Source organism: Francisella philomiragia (assembly GCF_018135955.1).
Taxonomy (GTDB): domain Bacteria; phylum Pseudomonadota; class Gammaproteobacteria; order Francisellales; family Francisellaceae; genus Francisella; species Francisella philomiragia.
The window spans coordinates 1,070,122-1,091,570 of record NZ_CP063138.1 but is presented as its reverse complement, the minus strand read 5'-3'; the positions used below and the strand labels follow the sequence as shown (position 1 = coordinate 1,091,570).

Below are 21,449 nucleotides of genomic sequence, written 5' to 3'. Positions count from 1 at the left end.
ACTGGAATAGTTTAGTGTATAGGCTAGGAACTGATAACACCAAATTTTTGGGATACATAGATAGAATTATTAACCCTAATAATGATAAAACTATTATCTCTTATAGAGGATACCCTAATGGTATCTCCCAAGAATTACCCAAGAAATAATAAGTATGGCTATGCCGGATTATCTATATCTATAAATTTAGCATCTAGAGTAAACTCTTGTTTAAGCAAATTAGCAATAGCCTTTACACCTTCTTTTTCTGTAGCGTGATGTCCTGCTGCGATATAGTTTATACCTAGTTCACGAGCAGCATGAGTTGTTCTTTCAGAGATTTCTCCTGATATGAAAGTGTCAGCTCCTGCTTGATATGCATATTCAATATAGTCTTGTGCTCCACCAGTACAAATAGCTACTTTTTTATTTTGCTGTTTTGTAGAAATTACGATTGGCTTTTTATCAAGTTTATTTTCTATTAAATTGCTAAAACTATCTAAATCTAAATCACAGTTACCTATCACTGAAATATCAGGCTTGGAACCTGTTTCAAAAAACTCTAGATTTGTAAGATTTAGTTTTTTTGCTAATAAGATATTATTACCTATTTTAGAATGTCCATCTAGAGGTAAGTGATAACCAAATAGATGTATACCATTTTTTATAAGTTTTGAGATACGCTCATACTTTATACCAACGATAGGGTAACTTTCACCTTTCCAAAAATAACCATGATGTACAATAATGGCATCAGCATTCTCTTTTACAGCTTGGTCTATAAGTGCCTGACATGCTGTGACACCAGTGACAACCTTTTTGATATCTCTATCTCCTTGAATCTGTAGACCATTTGGGCAATAGTCTTTAAATTGCGCAATATCAAAGTAGTTATTTAAGTAATTTTCTAATTCTTTAAAGTTCATAGCTTATGAAAATTAATCTTTATGATGATATAATCTTACATTGTATACTTTTCGTGAAATTATTTAAAAATATAAATATAATTTTTTGGGTTCTTATATGAGTAAAACAAATGTTGTAAGAGTTGGAGATGTCTTAATTGGCGGAAATAATCCGGTTGTTGTCCAATCAATGACAGATACCTATACTGCAGATATTGAAAAGACAGTTAAGCAAATTTTAGCTCTTCATAAAGCAGGTAGTGAGATAGTTAGAATTACCGTTAATGATGAGCCAGCTGCTGCCGCTGTGCCAGAGATTGTTAAAGAGTTAGCAAAGCATGATTGCCATGTACCTTTAGTTGGTGATTTTCACTATAATGGTCATACTCTACTTAGTAAATATCCAGAGTGTGCAAAAGCACTAGCAAAATATCGCATAAATCCAGGTAATGTGGGTTTCGGTAAAAAGAAAGATACTCAGTTTGCCGAGATTATCAAAATTGCCATTGCAAATGATAAGCCTGTTCGTATTGGAGTTAACTGGGGAAGTTTAGATCAGGCATTATTAGCTAGACTAATTGATGAGAATAATCTTCAAGAAAATCCGTTAACATTGCAGCAAATAATGCACAAAGCGCTTATTACTTCAGCATTAGAGAGTGCAAAATATGCGCAAGATCTTGGCTTAGCAAAAGATAAAATCATTATTTCATGTAAAGTTAGTGAAGTTCAAGACTTAGTCGCGGTGTATCAAAAGCTTGCTAAAGAGTGTGATTATGCTCTACACTTAGGGCTGACTGAAGCAGGTATGGGTACAAAAGGTATTGTTGCTAGTGCTGTTAGCTTGGGAATATTGTTACAACAAGGTATAGGTAACACTATACGTGTCTCATTAACTCCTGCACCAAATGCTCCACGTACAGAAGAGGTTAGAGTGTGTCGAGAGATTTTGCAAAACCTTGGTATGCGAACATTCACTCCAAGTGTGACATCTTGTCCAGGCTGTGGAAGAACTACTAGCTCATTTTTTAGAGAGCTAACTAGTACAGTTAAAGAGCATTTAGATGAAAAAATGCACACATGGAAAGATCAATATCATGGTGTTGAAGCCATGAAAGTAGCTGTGATGGGATGTGTAGTAAATGGTCCAGGTGAGTCAAAAAATGCTGATATTGGTATTAGTTTGCCAGGCAGTGGAGAGTCTCCTGTAGCACCAGTATTTATAGATGGCAAAAAAGCTCATACTCTCAGAGGTGATAATATCTCAAAAGAGTTTATAGAGATTGTCGAGAATTATGTTAAAAATCGTTACGCTAAAAAATAGGTAAGTTTAAGAGGATGTCAGTAGTTTTTGTAAATACGCCTTTTGCTAGACTTAAACTAGGTTATACAAATAATACTCAAGGCTTTAGTAAAGATAAATATGCTAAATTTAATCTAGCAGATAATGTTGGTGATAAGCATTTAGCTGTAGAAAAAAATCGTAATTCATTTAGATCTTACATCAACGCTGATATTAAATGGTTAAGACAAAATCATACCAATATTGTCACAAGTTTTGATGAATATAATGGTGGTTTTTGTGATGCTATCGTTACAGATAAGCCTAAGCAGGCTTGTGTGGTTTTGACAGCAGATTGCCTGCCTATAATACTTTTTGATAAAAAGATGACAAAAGTGGCTGCTATTCATGCTGGCTGGAGAGGTTTATTGCAAGGAATATTAGAGCAGACTCTCAAAGAGTTTGTTGGCTTAGATCTAGTAGCTTGGTTTGGTCCTTGTATATCTGGAAATTTCTATGAAGTTGGTTGTGATGTTCATGATAAATTTGTAGAGCAGCATGAGGCATATGGACAAGCATTTCGCTCAAAAAGTGAAGATAAATATCTTTTTGATATGAAAATGGTAGCTCGACAAATATTAAATGATAATCATTGTTTTGATATAGTCGACTCTGGTTTATGTACTTACAGTAACAAAAGATTTTACTCTTATCGCAAAGAGGGTATTACAGGTAGACAAGCTACATTTGTATGGTTTGAATGAATTTAAATATATCTAATGGGGATAAAATGTCTGAAAAATTACAAGTTTTAAGAAGATTAATGAAAGAAAAGGGCTATGATTTTTATTTAGTTCCTTCTATAGATGATCATAATAATGAGTATGTTCCAGAGTGCTGGCAATATCGTAGCTGGATTAGTGGCTTTGATGGTTCAGCAGGAGATGTCCTTATAGGTTTAGATAAATCTTATCTTTCAACCGATGGTAGATATTTCACTCAAGCCGAATATCAACTTGATAAAAATGAATTTGTATTATTAAAGCAAACAGCTTTTTCTTCAAAAATAGAAGAGTGGCTTGAAGAAAATTTCGCTGGTAAAACACTTGCAATAGATCCGAAAAAAATAGGTATTACTAGAGCAGAAAATTTATTATCAATAGCAAAAAAAGTTGATGGTAAAATTGTTTTTGATAATACTAATCTGGTAGCTCAAGCTCAAAAAGAGCTTAATCAAGAAGCTGCTATACCTAAAGAAAATATTTTTGTACACGAAATTCAATATGCTGGTCAATCGGTTGATTCAAAGCTAAGAAATCTTAGAACATATTTAAAATCTATCAAAGCAGAGTGTCTAATAGAGACAAGCTTAGACTCAATTATGTGGACTTTAAACATAAGAGGCAGAGATATCAAAAATACACCATTAGCTATTTGCTATATGGTAGTTACAGTTGAAAGTACTTTCTTATATATTGATAAAGATAAAGTTACAGATGAGATTCATAGTCATTTTGAGCAAAATAATGTGATCGTTCTTGACTATAAAGAGTTTTTTGCAGATTTGAAAAAGTTTGCTGCAAAGTTTGTTATCGATAGTAATGTTGCAAGTTATGCTGTTAAATTAGCAATCAAAGAAAATGAGCATAGTAAACTTATCGAAGACACTAGTCCAATAATTTTGAGCAAGGCATTAAAAAACTCTATTGAAATAAATGGATCAAAAGATGCTCATAAAAAAGATGCAGCAGCATTTATCTCATGGTGGCACTGGATGGAGAACAACTATCAAGGGATAGATGAACTTGATGCAATGGCAAAACTCAGAGAGTTTCGTGCTAAGCAAAAGGGTTATGTTGAAGATAGTTTCTCATATATTGTTGGTCATGCTGCTAATGGTGCGATTATTCATTATTCAGCTAAGAGAGATGTAAATCTAAAGAAAATTGATGATCAAGCACCTCTTTTGTGCGATTCTGGAGGGCAGTACAAAGAAGGAACAACTGATATTACTCGCGTACTGCACTTCGGTAGACCATCTAATGAGCATAGAAGATACTATACATTAGTTTTAAAAGGTCATCTAGGCTTAGGTAGAGCAGTCTTTCCAAAAGGAACTACAGGATCTCACTTAGATGTATTAGCACGTGAGCATTTATGGCATTTCTGTTCAGATTATGCTCATGGTACAGGTCATGGAGTGGGTAGTTTCTTAGGTGTGCATGAAGGTCCTCAACGTATAAACTCAGCTTCTAAAGTTGAGCTAATGCCTGGCATGATTCTAAGCAATGAACCAGGAGCATATTTTCCAGGTCAGTTTGGCATTAGAATTGAAAATTTGTGTTATGTAAAACAACGTAATCAAGATTCTCCTACAGGGCATGGACCTTTTTATTGTTTTGAGGATTTGACATTAGTACCTTATGAATATAATTTGATTGAAACATGGATGCTAACTTATACCGAGAAAAAAACTATAAACAATTACTACAGTAGAATTAGAAAAGAAGTATTACCATTAATCGAAGATCAAGAAGTCAAAGATTTTCTATTATTCAAGACAAGACATATTAAATAGCTGAATAATTTTTTATTTCTAATATTTTTCAATTAATATAGATGAAAATTTCTAGTGATATTTTTGTGATAAAAAATAGGTAAACATGGCAGCAAAAAATAAAAACTCTAACAAAGACAATAAGAAGTCAATTCGCTATGTAAAGATAGTATTATTTTTGGTATTAACTATTAGTGGAGGTTTTTCAGGACTTCTATTTGATAAGTTTGATATTAAAGAAAAATTTATAGATTTACGTTATAAAATATATAACTATTTTACTAGTGAGCCACTAAAGCATTATACTGCTAAAGATAATCAAAATATAATTGCAAAATTCTTTTCTGAAAGTGATAGTGCAAAAGATCAACAACAGCAGATAAATCAATTCGAGAATCTTAAGCAGTATCCACCTGTTAGAACATTGCCTGCTGTAACTGATTATTGTCATGGTTTTTTGGCTTATGGTAATCCTAGCTATGATGTGACAGAAGGATTAGGACAGTCAAATCTCTACTTATGTCGTGATGGTTATGTTGTTGGTTATAATTATCAAACTAAAGAGGCGAGTTGGGTGGCATTTAAACTTACAAAGTCAAAAGTCGCTAATAAACTAAAAAGAGATGATAAATTTAAAGAGGATAGTGATGTACCTTTTGTTTATCGAGCTACATTAGATGATTATTCACGCTCTGGTTATGATAGAGGGCATTTGGCATCTTATGCTTCTATGAATTTTAGTAAAAAGTCTGCAGATGAGTCATTCTTATTGTCGAATATGTCTCCTCAAAAAGCTGGATTAAATAGGCAAGGTTGGGAGAGATTAGAAACGGATGAGCGAATTTGGGCAAATATGTATGATTCAATCTATGTATATACAGGTCCTATCTATAAGAAACAGAAGATATATAAAACAATAGGTGATAATAAGATAGCAGTGCCAGATTATTTCTTTAAGATAATATATGTACCTTCTAAAAACCAAGCTATAGCCTTTGTAATGCCTAATGCAAGAGTTGAAAAGACAAAGATTGCAAATTATAGAGTATCAATCAAGGATATTGAACAGCGTACAGGATTACATTTCTTGACGAATATTCAAGATAGGGAATCTGTTATAAATAATGTCTCTTCTATGTGGAGGACAGCTTATTTGTAACCATTATTTAATAAGCTATTTGCAGTAAGTTTAGATGCTTGCTGAATAATTTTTTCATTACTTAGAGCTTTTACATCACTAGTGTTTGTATATAGAATACTTAGAGCAAAAGGCGGTTTATTCTGTGGCCAAATTATCGCTACATCATTAGTAGCCGCATACTCTCCACAAGTTCCTGTCTTGTCACCAATTATCCAATTTTTAGGCATACTATACGCTATTCTATTTGCACCAGTATTGTTTTTTTGTAAATATCCTATGAAGATTTCACGATGTTTTTTATCCAAAATATTACCAAATGCTAGATTATAGATATCTTGAGTTATAGCTTTGGGCGTTGTTTTGTTGATATTACTATCTGGTTTTGTATGATTGATTTTAGGCTCATCATTTTTGATAATAGTATCTTTATCTCCTAGTTTTGCTACTAATTTATTAAGCTTTTCCAAGCCCCCAATCTCTCTAACAAGGATATTAGCAGCAGGATTATCACTTAGAATAGCTGCATAATTGAGCTGTGATATTGTCAAAGTTTTACCAATATTTTTGCCTGTTACTGGAGCATAACCTAGAGTACCAATATCGTCTTGAGTTATTAGAATTTTTTTATCTAAAAAACCTTTGTCTTGCATATCATATTCTAGAACTGCACCAACTAATAAAAATTTAAAAACACTACAAATTGGGAAGTGATAATTTTCATTGTAGCTTATATTAATTTTATCATCGGTATTGACGGTATATATACCGAGTTTACCATGATATTTATCTTCCAAATTATTAAAAGAGTCATCTATAGTAGTGTTTGCTAGTAAAAATGTTGGAATTAAGGATAAAGATGTAAATAGTAGACGTTTCATTTGAGTTTAATATATTGTCATGAACCAGTAGTTAGAGTTTATAGAAGAGCTGTGTTAAACAAAAACTTTATATAGCAAGTATTTGTCTTTTTTTAAAGTCGCGACAAAAAATATTTAAATATTTATAACGCATCCTTTACAGGAGAAAAGTATAACTATTTCTTTTGTAATTTCTCTTTGATAACTATACCAATAGCTATACTAAATATAATTAATAACCATATTAATGACATACCAATTCTCATCCAAATAGAGTGATAGTCATTTAGATAGACTGTTTGCTCAAGGGAAGCACGAGTATCTTTAGGTAGTTCTTTGACAATTACTCCATCTGGGTTGATAACTGCTGTAATACCATTACTTGTAGTTGTGAGAACATATTTGATATTCTCAATAGCTCTTACTTGAGATATCTGTAGCTGTTGCTCACGTGCTATGGAGTCACCAAACCACGAATCATCACTTATTATAGAAATAAGTCTAGCACCTTGTAGTTGATCTCGAACCTGCTCAGGATAGGCAACTTCATAGCAAATAAAATTAGCAATAGGCGAGCCAAAGGCTGTCATAATAGGTTGTATATTATCACCAGCATTAAAACTACTAAGACCAACACTATCTACATATCCAAAAAACTTAATTGGAAAATATTCACCAAATGGAACTAAGTGGTGTTTATTATAAACGCCTTCACCTTTGCCAATAATGATTGAGCTATTATAAATTTTAGTTCCAGCAGTTGATTGATCAGCACTTAAAGATCCTATGAGCATAGCATTATTATTTTTATTTGCTAACTTTGTAAGATTCTTAAAATATTCACTCATGAATTGTCGATAATTAGGGATAGCATTTTCGGATAGTATTATTAAAGAGTCTTTATATTTAGATGCAGCTTGTTGATAGTACTTTTGCATTTTTGCAAAGTTATCACGATCCCATTTAAACCCTTGGACAAAATCTCCCTGAATTAAAACCACTTTTTGAGGTTGATTCGTTTGTGTTTCAGGTTGATTGTATTTAATGATATAACCACCTAAATATAATGCTACTATAATAGCTACAACACTAATTGTCTTCTTAGTAGAAGTGTTGTCACAGATGAAAAAGACTATTAGACAAGCAATCAAAGCAATTATATAGCTTACTAAATAGACACCACCAATATTTGCATACCAAATTAAAGGCGATTCTGTCTGTGAGTAACCAAGAGAAACCCAAGGAAATCCTCCCCATAGAAGGTTTGCTTTGACAATCTCAAAAAGTGTCCATAATGCAGGATAAATTAATAGCTTAGAAAAGTTATTAGCTTTACGTGTGAGAATATGGCTAAAAACACCAAAAGGTATTATATGTAAGAAGCTAAGTAAAATTACTAATGCAATAGCAGCAGATAGTCCAGCAGCTACTGATTCGGTAAATAGATGAATACTTATATATACCCAAGATATACTAGTACCAAAAAAGCCTATTCCAAATAACGTAGATGTGAAAAAAGCGTCACGAATTCTAACTGATCGATTTAATAAATAAAAAAAAGCTACTAAAGCTACAACAGCTAATACATCGATGCGAAATGGAGCAAAAGCCAACGTTAGTAAGGCGCCACTTACTATTGGTGGAGCGATTTTTAGAATAATCTTTTTCATTACTTCTTAAATTTTTCTACTAAAATTTTGATGATTTTTCTATTATCTGCTTCTTGTACTATAAATTTCAAGCCATCAATAACAATACTATCGCCTTTTTCAGGTAATCTTTCTAAGGTCTGAATTATCATCCCAGCGATAGTATCATAATCACCATCATCATCTATCGATGTTGCAAAATATTCGTTGAAATCTTCAATTGATGTTGTAGCATCAATTATAAATTTATCATCAGCTATTTTGACAATATTTTGACTAGAAATATCAAACTCATCTTCTATATCACCAACAATTTCTTCTAAGACATCTTCGATAGTTATTAGTCCAGAAATTGCACCATACTCGTCAACAACAATAGCAATATGATTTTGACTATTTTTAAAGTCTTTTAACATTGCATTAAGTTTTTTTGTTTCTGGAATGAAAATAGCAGGGCGAAGTATAGTCTTTATATCCTCTGCTTTTAATTCTTCATCATCAGAAGATTCAATTTCTTTTTCAAAAATTAGTTTTAATAGATCTTTTGAATGCAGAATACCTAGTACCTCTGACTTATCTCTACAATAAACTGGCAAGCGCGTATGGCTTGAGTTTATAGTCTTTTTTAGGATTTCACTGATTGACATTGACATATCTATAGCAACTATTTTTGTATGAGAAATCATAATGTCACCGACATCTAAAGATGATATTTTCATAGCACCAATTAGCATATTCTGTGATGTTTTATCAATAACCTCATTATCAGCAGCTCTATTAATAGCATCAATAAGGGCATTTTCACTTTTAATATTAAAAATGCTTGATGTAAGTTTTTTTATAAAATGATTATTTTCGGCCATTCTAATTCTCTTGTTCAATATACGGATTAGCAATTCCTAGTTCAGCTAGTAACTCAATCTCTAAATTCTCCATTTCCTCAGCTTCTCTATCATCAATATGATCATAGCCTAGTAAATGTAATAACCCATGGATAAAAATATGTTGCCAATGGTCATCTAAATTTTTATTTTGCTCTTTGGCTTCTTTCTTGAGTACTTCTGGAGCTATAACAATATCTCCCCAAAAATTGGCAGCTATATCTTCTGGTAACCCTTCAGGTTTTTCAAATTCAAAAGAGATAATATTTGTCGGTTTGTCTTTGTGACGGAATTGCTTGTTAATTTGCTGTATTTCTTGATTTGATACAATACTCACATTAACTTCAGCTTGTGAAATATTATGCTTATTAGCTACAAGAGCAAAACATTTTTCTAGTAAATCTTGATTAGGTATGGGGTGTTCGTCATCATTGATGACATTTAAATTTAGACTATCCATTTTTAGTGTTCTCTTCATGCTTGTCATAAGCATTTACAATTTTTTGAACTATTTGGTGGCGTACAATGTCAACTGATTTTAAATAGCTAATAGCTACACCATCAATATTATCAAGAATTGATAGAGCATGTCTTAAGCCCGAAGTTACATTCTTAGGTAAGTCAACCTGAGTTATATCTCCTGTTATGACAGCAGTAGTATTAAAACCAATTCTTGTTAAAAACATCTTCATTTGTTCCTTAGTAGTGTTTTGACTTTCATCAAGAACTATAAAAGAGTCATTAATGGTTCTACCACGCATATATGCCAAGGGCGCTATCTCGATGGCTTGTTTTTCTATTAGTTTTGTAACTTTTTCGACACCCATAAAGTCAAACAAAGCATCATACATTGGACGTAAGTACGGATCAATTTTTTGAGCTAAATCACCAGGTAAGAAACCCAATTTTTCTCCAGCCTCAACAGCAGGGCGGACTAGTACTATTCTTCTAACTTCACCTCTTTCATAAGCAGATACAGCACAAGCGATTGCCATATATGTCTTACCAGTACCTGCCGGACCAACACCAAATGTAACAAAATTATTTTTGATATTATCAAGGTAAATAGCTTGGTTTTGTGTACGTGCTTTTAGTTTTTTACTTCGTAATTGAACTTCAGCTTCTTCAACTTTTTTTTGAGCTTTATTACTTGATGCTACTTTTTCTTTTGCGGTAGCATTTAGGATCGTTGTGATTTGCTCTAGGTCAAGCTCAGTATTTCCAGCTAAAATTTCAGCATAACATGATTTGATAAATCTTTTTGATTGAGTATTATTAGCGCTTGATTCACTTGTTATCTCAAACTCATCCGCACGGTGTTTAATTTCAACATCAAAATAATTTTCAATCGCGCGAATATTTTCATCAAGGTTACCACAAAGTAGCATCATGGCATCGTAATTATAAGGCTCTAGAACAAATTGAGTTTTATTCATAAATTAAATAAGTTCTCCTCTAAGAGAGTTTGGTAAGCTTTCTGTTATTTTAACCATAGCAAACTGACCAATCAAAGACTTATCGCCTATGAAATTAACAATTCTATTATTTTCTGTTCTACCAGCCAGAACATTATCATCTTTTTTAGATGTACCTTCAACTAAGATTCTTTGCTCTGTACCTACCATTTGTCTAGAAATAATTTGCGCATTACTATTTAATAAATCTTGTAGTCTTTTTAGTCTATCTTTCTTAACTTCTATTGGAGTATCATCAGGTAAGTCAGCAGCTGGAGTACCAGGACGTTTACTATATATGAAGCTAAATGACTGATCAAAATTCACATCTTTTACTAGATCCATAAGCTTTTGGAAATCTTCTTCAGTTTCACCTGGGAAACCAACAATGAAATCAGATGAAATAGTAATGTCTGGTCTTATTGCTCTTAATTTTCTAATTTTTTGTTTGAATTCTAGAATTGTATGATTTCTTTTCATATTTATTAGAACTCTATCTGAGCCATGTTGCACCGGTAAATGCAAGTGGTTAGCTAGTTCAGGTACACTACCGTAAGCATCGATCAGATTTTGTGAGAACTCAACAGGATGAGAAGTTGTAAATCTAATTCTTTCGATACCATCTATCTCAGCGATGAAGTGAATTAATAATGCTAAATCTGCAGTTTCGCCATTTTCCATTGGACCTAAGTAGTGATTTACATTTTGTCCCAATAAAGTAATTTCTTTAACACCTTGTTCTGCGAGAGCTGCACATTCTCCAAGTACATCCTCAAATGGTCTGTTAACTTCTGGACCACGAGTATATGGTACTACACAGTATGAACAGTATTTATCACATCCTTCCATAATTGATACGTATGCTTTAGCACCTTCAGCTTTTGGTTCAGGTAAAAAGTCAAATTTTTCAACTTCTGGGAAAGATATGTCAACTTGAGATTCTTGAGTGCTTTGTTTTCTCCTGATCATCTCAGGTAATCTATGAATAGTTTGAGGACCAAATACTAGATCTACAAATGGAGCTCTTTTGATAATGTTTTCACCTTCTTGAGATGCAACACAGCCACCAACACCAATTACTAAATCTTCTTTTTTCTTTTTAAGATTTTTCCATCTTCCTAACTCATGGAATACTTTTTCTTGGGCTTTTTCTCGAATAGAACATGTATTTATTAATATTATATCTGCTTCTTTGTAGTCATCAGTTTTAACGGTATGAAAATGCTCATCTAATACCTCATGCATTTTTTGAGAGTCATATTCATTCATTTGGCAACCTAAAGTTTTTATAAAAACTTTTTTTTGTTCTTTCATTGATCTGAAACCTTTATAATTTTTATGCTGTTATTTAATTTATTCTCTAAATACTAAAAAGTTGTTTATAGTAAAATGCTCGCAAATTCTATCATAAAATTTAACTAAAAGCACGGCAAGTCTCTAGACTAATGATTATCATTAATGCAAAATACTCGGAGTCAATTATTTTATATTCTCATTTGTAATGAAACAAAATCAGTTTACTGAAGATAGTATTTGGCAATACTGTATTGAACATACGAGTGATTTATCAGCTAATCTAAATCTTTTAAATAATTCTACGAAAGAGTCTGTTCATGGTGCTCAGATGTTATCAGAAAAGGTAGTAGCTAAATTATTACAGTTTTTTGTATTTACAACCCAAGCAAAAATTTGTGTAGATGTTGGCACATTTACTGGAATGTCAGCTATTGCGATGGCAGAAGTATCAGTTAATACAAAGGTGTATACTATTGATAGAGCTAATCAATCAGGCGAAGCGATAGCTAAAGAGTTTATAGCTAAGTATCCTAATATTGAGTATTGTCAAGGTAATGCTATTGATATATTACCAACTTTACCTAATCATATAGATATTGCATTTATTGATGCCGATAAAAAACAAACTCAACAATATTTTGATATTTTAATTGAGAAGCTATCTGATAAAGGAGTTATCATAGTAGATGATATACTTTGGCGTGGTGAGGTGATAGATCCACAAGATAAACGAGCAAAAGCATTAGATGATTTTAATAAATATGTAAATCAAAGAGATGATCTGGAAACATTAGTTTTACCTATTCGTCATGGGATTAATATTATTAGGAAAAAATATAAAGGGTTTTGATAGTGGCAAAATTATATTTTAGATATTCAGCAATGGATGCGGGTAAAACATTGGATCTCTTAAAAGTAGCTTATAATTATGAAGATAGAGGCAGAAAACCTTTGGTTTTAACTTCAGCAATAGATAAAAGAGCGGGTTTAAATAAAGTTAAATCACGAATAGGTATAGATCAAGATGCTTATTCATTAACAGATCAAGATAACATCTTTGAATTTGTCAAAGATTATAACGAGAAACATAAGGTGGATTGTGTTTTAATTGATGAGATACACTTTTTTACCCAAGCCCAAGTTTGGCAACTTTCTGATATTGCGGATCAGTTAGATATACCTGTCATCTGTTATGGGCTACGTACTAACTATTTAGGTCAACCTTTTGAAACAGCAGCTTTATTGCTTGCAATTGCAGACACTTTAGAAGAGGTCAAAACTATCTGTCACTGTGGTAAAAAAGCTAGTTTTAATATGATGGTGCAAAATGGTAAAGCTATAAAAGAGGGTAATCCAATAGTTGTTGATGATGATTCTTTAAAAGATATCGATACTCGATATGTTTCAGTTTGTCGTAAACATTGGAAAAAAGGTGAGTATCAATAATCATGTAGGAATGATTGAGTATGAATTTATTATTCAATAAGCATTAATATATGTTGAGCATTTCTTACACCTAGTTGAGCCGCTTTTTTATAGTAATACATAGCTTTTTCTTTATCGTAAGGTACTCCGTTTTGCTCTTCATTATAATATAAAGATGCTAGCTTATAATAAGCAGGACCATATCCTTTATCAGCAGCTTCATTGAAGTAATCGAGAGCTGTTTTATACTCTTTTACATTGTAGTAATATTCCCCAGCATAGTACATAGCATAAACGTCACCATCTTTTGCTGCCTGCTCTAGCTTATATAATTGTCTAAAATCTCCTTTTTGAGCAAATACTTGCATTCTTTGGATTTTTTCTTCATAGGTTAGTTGGACTTTATCAACATTCGTTTTAGATTTTTCTGTTTGTTTTACTTTTTCTTTTATAGGTTTATTTGAGTAATCTAAAGGCTGTTCTTGAGCATTAGCTAACTTTGGAGTTAATGATGACTCTTTAGCCTTTATATTTTTAAGAGCTGCTATGGCACTTTGTTTAACCATTTTGTTCTCATAATTATAGAAAAGATAAACAATGCCTTCATACTTGTTATTATTAGCTTTTTCGCCGAAGTCAAATCGTAAAGATGATCTTATGTCTACATATTTCGATAAGATTAAGAAATCATCAATATAACTATAATCTAGATTATTATCGGTATTTAATAGTTTTATGTCGATAGATGCTTTTAGAATATCTGAATAAAACTGTTGTAATTGACCTTTATTTACTCTTGAGAGATTTAAATAAATTAATCCATCTAGATTAGTTATTTCTTGTTTTGGTGTTGATAATGCAAATTCAATTTTTTTCTGTACTTGTTCGATTCTTCTAGTATCATCCAGTTGTTTTTTACGCAAATTTTGCTGAATTTCAATGCGTTTTAGTCTTTCTTTTTCTAGAGTTTTCAATCTTTCTTGTTTAACTAGATTTTCAACTTCTACTGTTTCCTTTTTAGCTAGTTCAGCTACTTTAGGATCTGAGCTGTATAATAGTGTTTGCCATAGCATTAGAGCTCTATAGTTATCACCTTTGTCTGTAAAGTTACGTGCTTGAACAATTATGGCTGGTTCATAACCATTAGCCGCAGCTGTTATAATGTATTTATCTATGGTTTTATCATTTTCATTAGGTAGTTTACCATCTTTGTAAGCTAGATATATTTCATATAAGATTTCTGGATCGGTGGTTGATATTAGGTTGTTATTAGAACTAATTATATTTGCTAAATCGACTATTGAATTTTTGTAACCTAAGTCATATGATTTTTTGAAATAGTCCATAGCCTTTGTATTATCTTTATTAACACCTAAGCCATCTTCATAAAGAACACCTATTTGATAAAAAGCTTGAGGATAATTTAAAGAAGCTGATTTCTTATAGTACTTGTAAGCATCAAAGTAATTTTTTTCAGTACCAAATCCATATTGATATGAGTACCCTAAATAAAAAAAGTCTTGAGCAGTAGCCTCATTATCTTCAACAATCTCTTTGAGAATGCTAAAAGCATTATTATAACCATTGCTATTATGATTTTTGATATCCGTGATAGCAGCATTATACTCTTTTAGAAATTTATTATGTTTATAATCTAAGTAGCTATTTATACCGTAGACACCACCACTGATCATAGCTACAATCAGTAGAGCACTAAGAATATTTTTTCTAGTAGCCTTAATGTGGCTAATTTTTTTTGGTTTTGTTGGAGTGTTTTCTAATTCAGACATTAATTATAGTTTCTAAATAAAAGTATCTAACTATGCTATATGATAGCTTTATATTGATTTTAAGACAATTAGAGATTATCTTCTTGCTCAAGTTGGTTCATAATAAATTGTTCTTTTTCTTGTTGTATAATTTGAGGATCTTCCAAAGAAATTTTACCGAAATGCCCAGCTCTAAAGTCATGAACAATATTTTTAGCTGCTTGTTTTACATTGTAGTTGGTTTTTGTAGCTGAAATATCTTTAATTATTTCTTGAGGATGTTTTTCTAAAAAATCTTGCTCAGATATGAAATTATATCGCGATAAGAATTTTTTTGTATTCTTCTGTTTGAGAAAGTCTATAAGATAATAGGCTGTACCTTCGTAGTCCATAGCTGTATCACGAATAGAGCCTATACTTGCAATTCTATAACCACTAACTTCACTTTTAGGACTAGGAAACATAATTCCAGGAGTGTCAAAAATCATGAAATTTTTACTAATATCAATACGTTGCTGAAGTTTAGTTACAGCGGGTTCATTTCCTGTCTTAGCAACTTTACGGCCAGCGAGCTTATTTATCATTGTTGACTTTCCAACATTAGGTAATCCAAATATAATAGCTCTTGTAGGTTTTAAGACAGTTCCTCTTGATGGACATTTTTTCTGGGCTAACTCAAGTATTTTTTTTACTATATTTTTATCTTGTAAGGTATTAACTGCGATAGCACTTCCTTTATAAAAATCAAGCCACTGTTTAGTTATTTGAGGATCGGCTAGATCACTTTTTGACAAAATTCTTATTATGGGTTTGTCACCAACAATATCTTCTAAAACATGATTACTACTAGAGTCAGGAATACGTGCATCAACTATTTCAATAGCAATATCAGTGGAAGGCATTTTTTTGCGAAACTCTTTGGTAGCTTTATGCATATGCCCAGGAAACCAATGTAACATTGTGGATAAAAAATATAAATTTGGTTAATATAGAGTGTGATTTTACCCATTGGAGAAACTATATGCAAAGTTATATTATAAAAGGTGCCAAAATTTATGCTCAGAATGGTTTTCAACATAAGGATATTGTAATCAAAAACAATGTTATAAGTGCTATAGATGAAGATATAAAGGTCGCTGAATATAATTTGCCTGTAATAGAACTAAGCTCTGATGATTATGTAATTCCAGGGTTTATAGATATTCATATACATGGATCAATGGGCGCAGATGTTATGGATGCTGATATAGATGCGTTACAGACAATATCAAAATCACTATATAAGCAGGGAGTTACAAGTTATCTTGCTACAACAATGACAGCTTCAAACGACCATATTTTAAGAGCAATGAATGCAATCAAATCTTATAATTCACATCAACATACAGACAGTTCAAAAATTGTTGGGGTTCATTTAGAGGGTCCATTTATATCTCCTGGTAAAATTGGAGCGCAGAATCCAAATTATTTGCAGCAGGCAGATGTTGCTAAGATGGCAAGTTGGCACAATGCTTGTAATAATTTAGTCAAAAAAATAACAATTGCTCCAGAAATAGAAAATGCTAAGCAAGTTATAGATTTTTGTAATAATCATAATATTGTCAGTTCGATTGGCCACACAAGCTGTACTATGGCGCAGGCTCTAGAAGCGATAGATCATGGATGTTCACATGCTACACATTTATTTAATGCAATGAGTCCCATCGATCACCGTAATCCAGGTGCCGCTACGGCACTACTGATGTCAAAGAAAGTTTTAGCAGAACTAATAGTCGATGGTATACATCTTCATCCAGATATGGTTAAGTTTGCTTATGAAATCAAAGGTAGTGATAATATTGCTCTAATTACAGATGCAATGTCAGCACAATGCGCAGGAGAGGGTGTATTTGATCTTGGAGGTCAAAAAGTTATAGTTAAAGATGGTCAAGCAAGATTAGAAAATGGTGTGTTAGCAGGAAGTGTGTTAACAATGAATAAAGCTTTAGAAAATTTTATTAAATTTACAAACTGTAGCTTACATGATGCAGTTAAGATGACAAGTACAAATCAAGCTAAATCTTTGGGTTTTAAAAAGGGTGATATCAAAGTTGGCTATGATGCTGATCTTGTTGTTTTAGATAAGTATTATCAAATCAAACAGGTATTTAATTAGAAGATGAAGTTTTTAATAATAGACACATCGAGTAAGTATTGTTCTATAGTATTATCTGTAGATGGTCAAGTATATAACGATACTAGAGAAATTCCTCGTCAGCACAATAAGTATGTACTTGAAATGATCAAAGGTGTCTTTGATAGTTCTTGTACTGATATTAAGTCTCTAGATTTCATAGCTTATGGTGTTGGACCTGGTAGTTTTGTTGGAGTAAGACTTGCTGCAGCGATTAGTCAAGGCTTCGCTGTTGGCTTAGATATTCCTATTATAGGATTTTCAAGTATGTTTGCTTTAGCTAAAAGTACACCAGCAGCATCCGAAAAAGTAGCAGTAATTCTCGATGCTAAAATGGGTGATTTTTATTTGGGGCTCTATAATTTGCAGACAAATCAAACAATCTCTGAGAATGTTTATAAACTTGAAGAATATTCACAAGAACTATATTCAGGTTATGAATTAATAGGAGAATCTATTGCTGAGTTAGAAATAGTTAATAGAGATTTTAAGATTGATGTGGGTAATATTGTAGAGTATATTTTTGATAAGTATCAGCAGCAAAAAGAAACTCAAAGCTTAACTCAAGAAACCTTTCCTGTTTATTTGAGAGGTACTAGTCACTGGAAAGCTAAAGGAGAATAACCTTATGTGTAGATGGTTAATGTACCATGGTGATAAAATCAAAATGAGTGATTTATTAGTAGATCCTGAGAACTCACTTATACACCAAAGTATACATTCATCTCAAGGTGCTGTTTCTGTTAATGGCGATGGTTTTGGTATCGGTTGGTATACAAGTTTGCACAAAGAACCAGGGGTTTTTAAGGACTCGTTACCAGCTTGGAATAATCAAAATTTGATATCTATAGCTAAGCATATCAAAAGTAGAAACTTTATGGCACATATCAGAGCAAGTACTATTGCTCCGACATCTCGAGTAAATTCTCACCCATTTGTATTTGATAATCATCTTTTTATGCATAATGGCTCTATAGGTGATTTTGATGATATTCGTCAAGAGATTGAACAACATATCAACCCCCAGTATTTTAAAGCAAGATTTGGTTCTACTGATTCAGAAGCTATTTTTTTATTAGCGCTTTCAAATGGTATTGATGATAATCCAACTTTAGCTATAGCTAAATCTATTGAGCAAATAACTAAGATCCAAGCTAGAAATGGTCTAAAAGAAAAGGTCAAAGCAAGTATTGCATATTCCAATGGACATACATCATATTCGCTAAAAATGTCTACCATTGGTGACCAACCATCGTTATACTATATAAGTTATAAAAATATTATAGAAACTCTAAAACTGTCACAAAAGCATAAGCTCAAAAATGGATATCTGGTACTATCAGAACCCCTAGTTGATTCTGACTTGTACACATATATAGATAATTACTCTTGTATTGAGATTAAACATAATGAGTTTAAAGTAGAAAAGTTATAAGGAACTAAAATGGCATCACTAAATACAAAGATTCAGAATGTTTCGACTTCACCAACTAATGCGATGGCAGCATTAGCAAAACAAATTAAAGATCAAGGTCATGATGTTATTTCGCTTGCTATCGGAGAGCCGGGTTTTAGTTCTCCTAATATCATAAAACAAGCTGGTATAGAAGCTATCAATAATAATATTACAAAATATACTAATGTAGATGGTCTTAAGGAGCTGCGAGAAGCAGTTTCAGCTAGATATAAAAGAGAGTATGGTGTTGATTTTGCTGCTGATCAAATCTGTATAACATCTGGAGCTAAGCATAGTTTACACAATATATTTAACTGTATTTTAGAAGAAGGAGATGAGGCTATTTTCTTTGCTCCTTACTGGGTGTCATATCCAGATATGATTGCTCTTACAGGAGCTAAGCCAGTTGTAGTTAAAACTAAATTTGAGAATAGTTTTGAGATAGATGTTACAGACTTAGAAAAACATATTACAGAAAAAACAAAGGCTGTTATTATTAACTCACCAAACAATCCAACGGGATTAATTTATTCAAGAAAGTGCATAGAAGATTTAGCTAACTTGCTCAGAAAATATCCTAATATTTGGATAATTGGTGATGATATATACGATCAGCTTTATTTTAATAATAGAATTACTCTAATAACAGAAGTAGCTCCTGATCTAGCAGATAGATATGTAATTGCTAGTGGAGTTTCAAAAAACTTTGCTATGACAGGATGGAGAGTTGGTTTTACTATTGCTCCAAAATTGTTAAACGATGCAATGAAAAAATTTCAATCACAATCGGCCACTTGTGCTTGTTCTATATCTCAGTATGCAGCCATTACTGCTATGCAAATGCCATCTCAGGATTTGCAATATTTTGTTGATTCATATAAGCAGAAAGAGCAGTTTGTTACCAAGTGCTTGAAAGATATGCCTTATATCGATGTCAAAAGTGCAGATGGTACTTTTTATCTTTTTCCAGATATTCGCGATTTAATCAAGCATACGAGCTTTAGCAGTGATATAGAGTTGTGTAATGCGTTGCTTGAAGAAGAGTATGTTGCAATGATGCCAGGAACAGCATTTGGTTTGTCTGGATTTGCTAGAATAAGTTGTGCAAATGAAATGCCAGAATTAGAAGAGGCTATGAGTAGACTTTCTAGGTTTGTTAAACGACATGTTTCTAAGTGATTTTTAGTCTACAAAAATTATTAGATTACAATCTTCTATATTGAAAACTTTACTAAATATTTTCGACTCTAAAGCACATACCTGCTAAAATTAAATATATTATTTCTATTGTAAAGCTTTTATGAAAAAATGTGGCTATATTTCAATTATTGGTAGACCAAATGTTGGTAAATCAACGTTACTAAATAACATACTAAAATATAAAATTAGTATTACTTCACGCAAACCTCAGACAACAAGACATCAAATAACGGGAATTAAAACTCTTGGAGATACTCAGTTTATCTACGTTGATACTCCAGGTATCCACATAGATGAACCTAAAGCGATTAATAAGTTTATGAATAAAGCCGCTACAGCTATGGTAAAGGAAGTTGATGTGATTTTATTTGTGGTTGAGTTAGGCAAATGGACTGAGTTAGAAGATAATATTGTAGAGAAATTAAAATATTCACAAGTTCCAATATTTTTAGTTGTTAATAAAGTTGATAAGAAAAAATCATTGGAAGCTTCAATTTTTATTGAGTCAATTAAAGAGAAATTAAGCTTTTATGATGTGATATATGTATCTGCTAAGCAAGGACATAATGTAAATGAACTTGAATCAAGAATAGAGAAGCTTTTACCTGAATCAGAATATTTTTTCTATGAAGATGATCAAATTACTGATAGAAGTATTAAGTTTATGGTTGCTGAAATAATTCGTGAGAAAATTATGCGAACTATAGGTAATGAAGTACCGTATCAAATAACTGTAGAAATAGATAGCTATAAGGTTGATCAAGAAAAAAGCATAGTTGATATTTATGCTAGTATTCTTGTTGAAAGAGACAGTCAGAAAGGCATAGTTATTGGAGCAAAAGGAACCAAGCTTAAAAAAATTGGTACTGATTCTCGTATAGATATCGAAAGATTAGTTGGTATGAAAGTTAACCTTAAGACACATGTTAAAGTAAAAAGTGGCTGGTCAGATGATGAAAGAGCTCTGAAGTCACTTGGATATGATCTAATCTAAATGTTTGTTATATGCAGCGATTAGAAATCAACAAGTCGCGAAAGTATAGAGCAATTGTTTATTCTTGTTTGATATTTCTAACAAGTTTCGTGATTGGTACTTATCATAACCAAAACATTATTTTCTATTTAGGTGGACTTTTGATTCTATTATCAATATTTTTTGAATCTCGACCAAATAGGCAAGTAATCGAAGCAATTTTATTACCAAATGAATCAGATAATGAATCTTTAATATTTATAATAAATAGCAATGAGTCTGATTTTTGGGATATCAGAAAGTACATTATTATAAATGCTTGGATCTATATTTACGCAGTTCAGCAGGGTTCTAATAAAAAAATCAAAATATGGTTACATAAGTCAAATTTCAAAAATAAAAATGATATTCGTGATTTGGCTAAATATATTTCATTTACTGAAAAATAATTA

At 32.0% G+C, this 21,449-nt stretch carries 21 protein-coding genes; 12 read left to right on the top strand and 9 right to left on the bottom strand.

Annotated elements, in window-relative coordinates; genetic code table 11:
* Positions 1–158 precede the first annotated feature (158 nt).
* Positions 159–905, bottom strand: a complete 747-nt coding sequence (locus IMS64_RS05330) for a Nif3-like dinuclear metal center hexameric protein (RefSeq protein ID WP_211490076.1) — start codon at positions 903–905, stop codon at positions 159–161.
* Between the two features lie 97 nt (positions 906–1,002).
* On the opposite strand from IMS64_RS05330, the gene ispG reads away from it, so the two are divergent.
* The 4 genes from ispG to IMS64_RS05310 all read left to right on the top strand — a co-directional run bounded on the left by ispG (position 1,003) and on the right by IMS64_RS05310 (position 5,882).
* Complete coding sequence (gene ispG, locus IMS64_RS05325; protein ID WP_200166397.1) at positions 1,003–2,208, top strand: flavodoxin-dependent (E)-4-hydroxy-3-methylbut-2-enyl-diphosphate synthase; 1,206 nt, start codon at positions 1,003–1,005, stop codon at positions 2,206–2,208.
* A gap of 14 nt (positions 2,209–2,222) precedes the next feature.
* On the top strand, positions 2,223–2,930 hold the full coding sequence (pgeF, locus tag IMS64_RS05320; protein ID WP_035736199.1) for a peptidoglycan editing factor PgeF: 708 nt from the start codon (positions 2,223–2,225) through the stop codon (positions 2,928–2,930).
* Between the two features lie 26 nt (positions 2,931–2,956).
* Positions 2,957–4,744 (top strand): aminopeptidase P family protein, encoded by a 1,788-nt coding sequence (locus IMS64_RS05315; protein WP_211490075.1) that lies wholly within the window; start codon positions 2,957–2,959, stop codon positions 4,742–4,744.
* An 85-nt stretch (positions 4,745–4,829) separates the two neighbouring features.
* Entirely contained in the window at positions 4,830–5,882 is a 1,053-nt protein-coding gene (locus IMS64_RS05310; protein ID WP_211490074.1) for a DNA/RNA non-specific endonuclease, read from the top strand.
* Here the strand turns inward: IMS64_RS05310 and bla are convergent.
* From bla to miaB, 6 genes are all read right to left on the bottom strand, one after another.
* Positions 5,873–6,742 carry a class A beta-lactamase gene (gene bla, locus IMS64_RS05305; protein ID WP_211490073.1) on the bottom strand — a complete coding sequence of 290 codons (870 nt, stop codon included), beginning with the start codon at positions 6,740–6,742 and terminating at the stop codon, positions 5,873–5,875. The two genes, IMS64_RS05310 and bla, sit on opposite strands and share 10 nt — an antisense overlap.
* A gap of 155 nt (positions 6,743–6,897) precedes the next feature.
* Complete coding sequence (gene lnt / locus IMS64_RS05300; protein ID WP_211490072.1) at positions 6,898–8,391, bottom strand: apolipoprotein N-acyltransferase; 1,494 nt, start codon at positions 8,389–8,391, stop codon at positions 6,898–6,900.
* Positions 8,391–9,233: a CorC family transporter gene (locus IMS64_RS05295; protein WP_004287919.1), complete on the bottom strand. Its 843-nt coding sequence runs from the start codon at positions 9,231–9,233 to the stop codon at positions 8,391–8,393. Before IMS64_RS05295 ends, lnt begins: the two co-directional genes overlap by 1 nt.
* 1 nt (position 9,234) lies before the next feature.
* Positions 9,235–9,711 (bottom strand): rRNA maturation RNase YbeY, encoded by a 477-nt coding sequence (ybeY, locus tag IMS64_RS05290; protein ID WP_211490071.1) that lies wholly within the window; start codon positions 9,709–9,711, stop codon positions 9,235–9,237.
* A complete protein-coding gene (locus tag IMS64_RS05285) occupies positions 9,704–10,687 on the bottom strand; it encodes a PhoH family protein (RefSeq protein WP_012279585.1) in 984 nt (327 codons plus the stop codon). Before IMS64_RS05285 ends, ybeY begins: the two co-directional genes overlap by 8 nt.
* Positions 10,688–10,690: 3 nt before the next feature.
* Positions 10,691–12,019: a tRNA (N6-isopentenyl adenosine(37)-C2)-methylthiotransferase MiaB gene (gene miaB / locus IMS64_RS05280; RefSeq protein ID WP_088821325.1), complete on the bottom strand. Its 1,329-nt coding sequence runs from the start codon at positions 12,017–12,019 to the stop codon at positions 10,691–10,693.
* A gap of 187 nt (positions 12,020–12,206) precedes the next feature.
* Here miaB and IMS64_RS05275 point away from each other — a divergent pair, with 187 nt between their 5' ends.
* The gene (locus IMS64_RS05275) at positions 12,207–12,851 is read left to right on the top strand and encodes an O-methyltransferase (RefSeq protein ID WP_211490070.1); all 645 of its coding nucleotides are present in this window, start codon (positions 12,207–12,209) and stop codon (positions 12,849–12,851) included.
* Between the two features lie 2 nt (positions 12,852–12,853).
* Positions 12,854–13,447 (top strand): thymidine kinase, encoded by a 594-nt coding sequence (locus tag IMS64_RS05270; RefSeq protein WP_004287914.1) that lies wholly within the window; start codon positions 12,854–12,856, stop codon positions 13,445–13,447.
* A gap of 29 nt (positions 13,448–13,476) precedes the next feature.
* Here IMS64_RS05270 and IMS64_RS05265 read toward each other — a convergent pair whose 3' ends face one another.
* A complete protein-coding gene (locus IMS64_RS05265) occupies positions 13,477–15,216 on the bottom strand; it encodes a tetratricopeptide repeat protein (protein WP_088821323.1) in 1,740 nt (579 codons plus the stop codon).
* A gap of 68 nt (positions 15,217–15,284) precedes the next feature.
* On the bottom strand, positions 15,285–16,154 hold the full coding sequence (gene ylqF, locus IMS64_RS05260; RefSeq protein ID WP_042523111.1) for a ribosome biogenesis GTPase YlqF: 870 nt from the start codon (positions 16,152–16,154) through the stop codon (positions 15,285–15,287).
* A 62-nt stretch (positions 16,155–16,216) separates the two neighbouring features.
* On the opposite strand from ylqF, the gene nagA reads away from it, so the two are divergent.
* From nagA to IMS64_RS05230, 6 genes are all read left to right on the top strand, one after another.
* Positions 16,217–17,350: an N-acetylglucosamine-6-phosphate deacetylase gene (nagA, locus tag IMS64_RS05255; RefSeq protein WP_088821322.1), complete on the top strand. Its 1,134-nt coding sequence runs from the start codon at positions 16,217–16,219 to the stop codon at positions 17,348–17,350.
* A 3-nt stretch (positions 17,351–17,353) separates the two neighbouring features.
* A complete protein-coding gene (tsaB, locus tag IMS64_RS05250) occupies positions 17,354–17,992 on the top strand; it encodes a tRNA (adenosine(37)-N6)-threonylcarbamoyltransferase complex dimerization subunit type 1 TsaB (protein ID WP_088821321.1) in 639 nt (212 codons plus the stop codon).
* A 4-nt stretch (positions 17,993–17,996) separates the two neighbouring features.
* Complete coding sequence (locus IMS64_RS05245; RefSeq protein ID WP_211490069.1) at positions 17,997–18,803, top strand: class II glutamine amidotransferase; 807 nt, start codon at positions 17,997–17,999, stop codon at positions 18,801–18,803.
* A gap of 9 nt (positions 18,804–18,812) precedes the next feature.
* The gene (locus IMS64_RS05240; RefSeq protein WP_211490068.1) at positions 18,813–20,003 is read left to right on the top strand and encodes a pyridoxal phosphate-dependent aminotransferase; all 1,191 of its coding nucleotides are present in this window, start codon (positions 18,813–18,815) and stop codon (positions 20,001–20,003) included.
* Between the two features lie 121 nt (positions 20,004–20,124).
* Positions 20,125–21,018, top strand: a complete 894-nt coding sequence (gene era, locus IMS64_RS05235) for a GTPase Era (RefSeq protein ID WP_211490067.1) — start codon at positions 20,125–20,127, stop codon at positions 21,016–21,018.
* Positions 21,019–21,029: 11 nt separating this feature from the next.
* Complete coding sequence (locus IMS64_RS05230; protein ID WP_211490066.1) at positions 21,030–21,446, top strand: hypothetical protein; 417 nt, start codon at positions 21,030–21,032, stop codon at positions 21,444–21,446.
* The last annotated feature ends 3 nt before the right edge of the window (positions 21,447–21,449 follow it).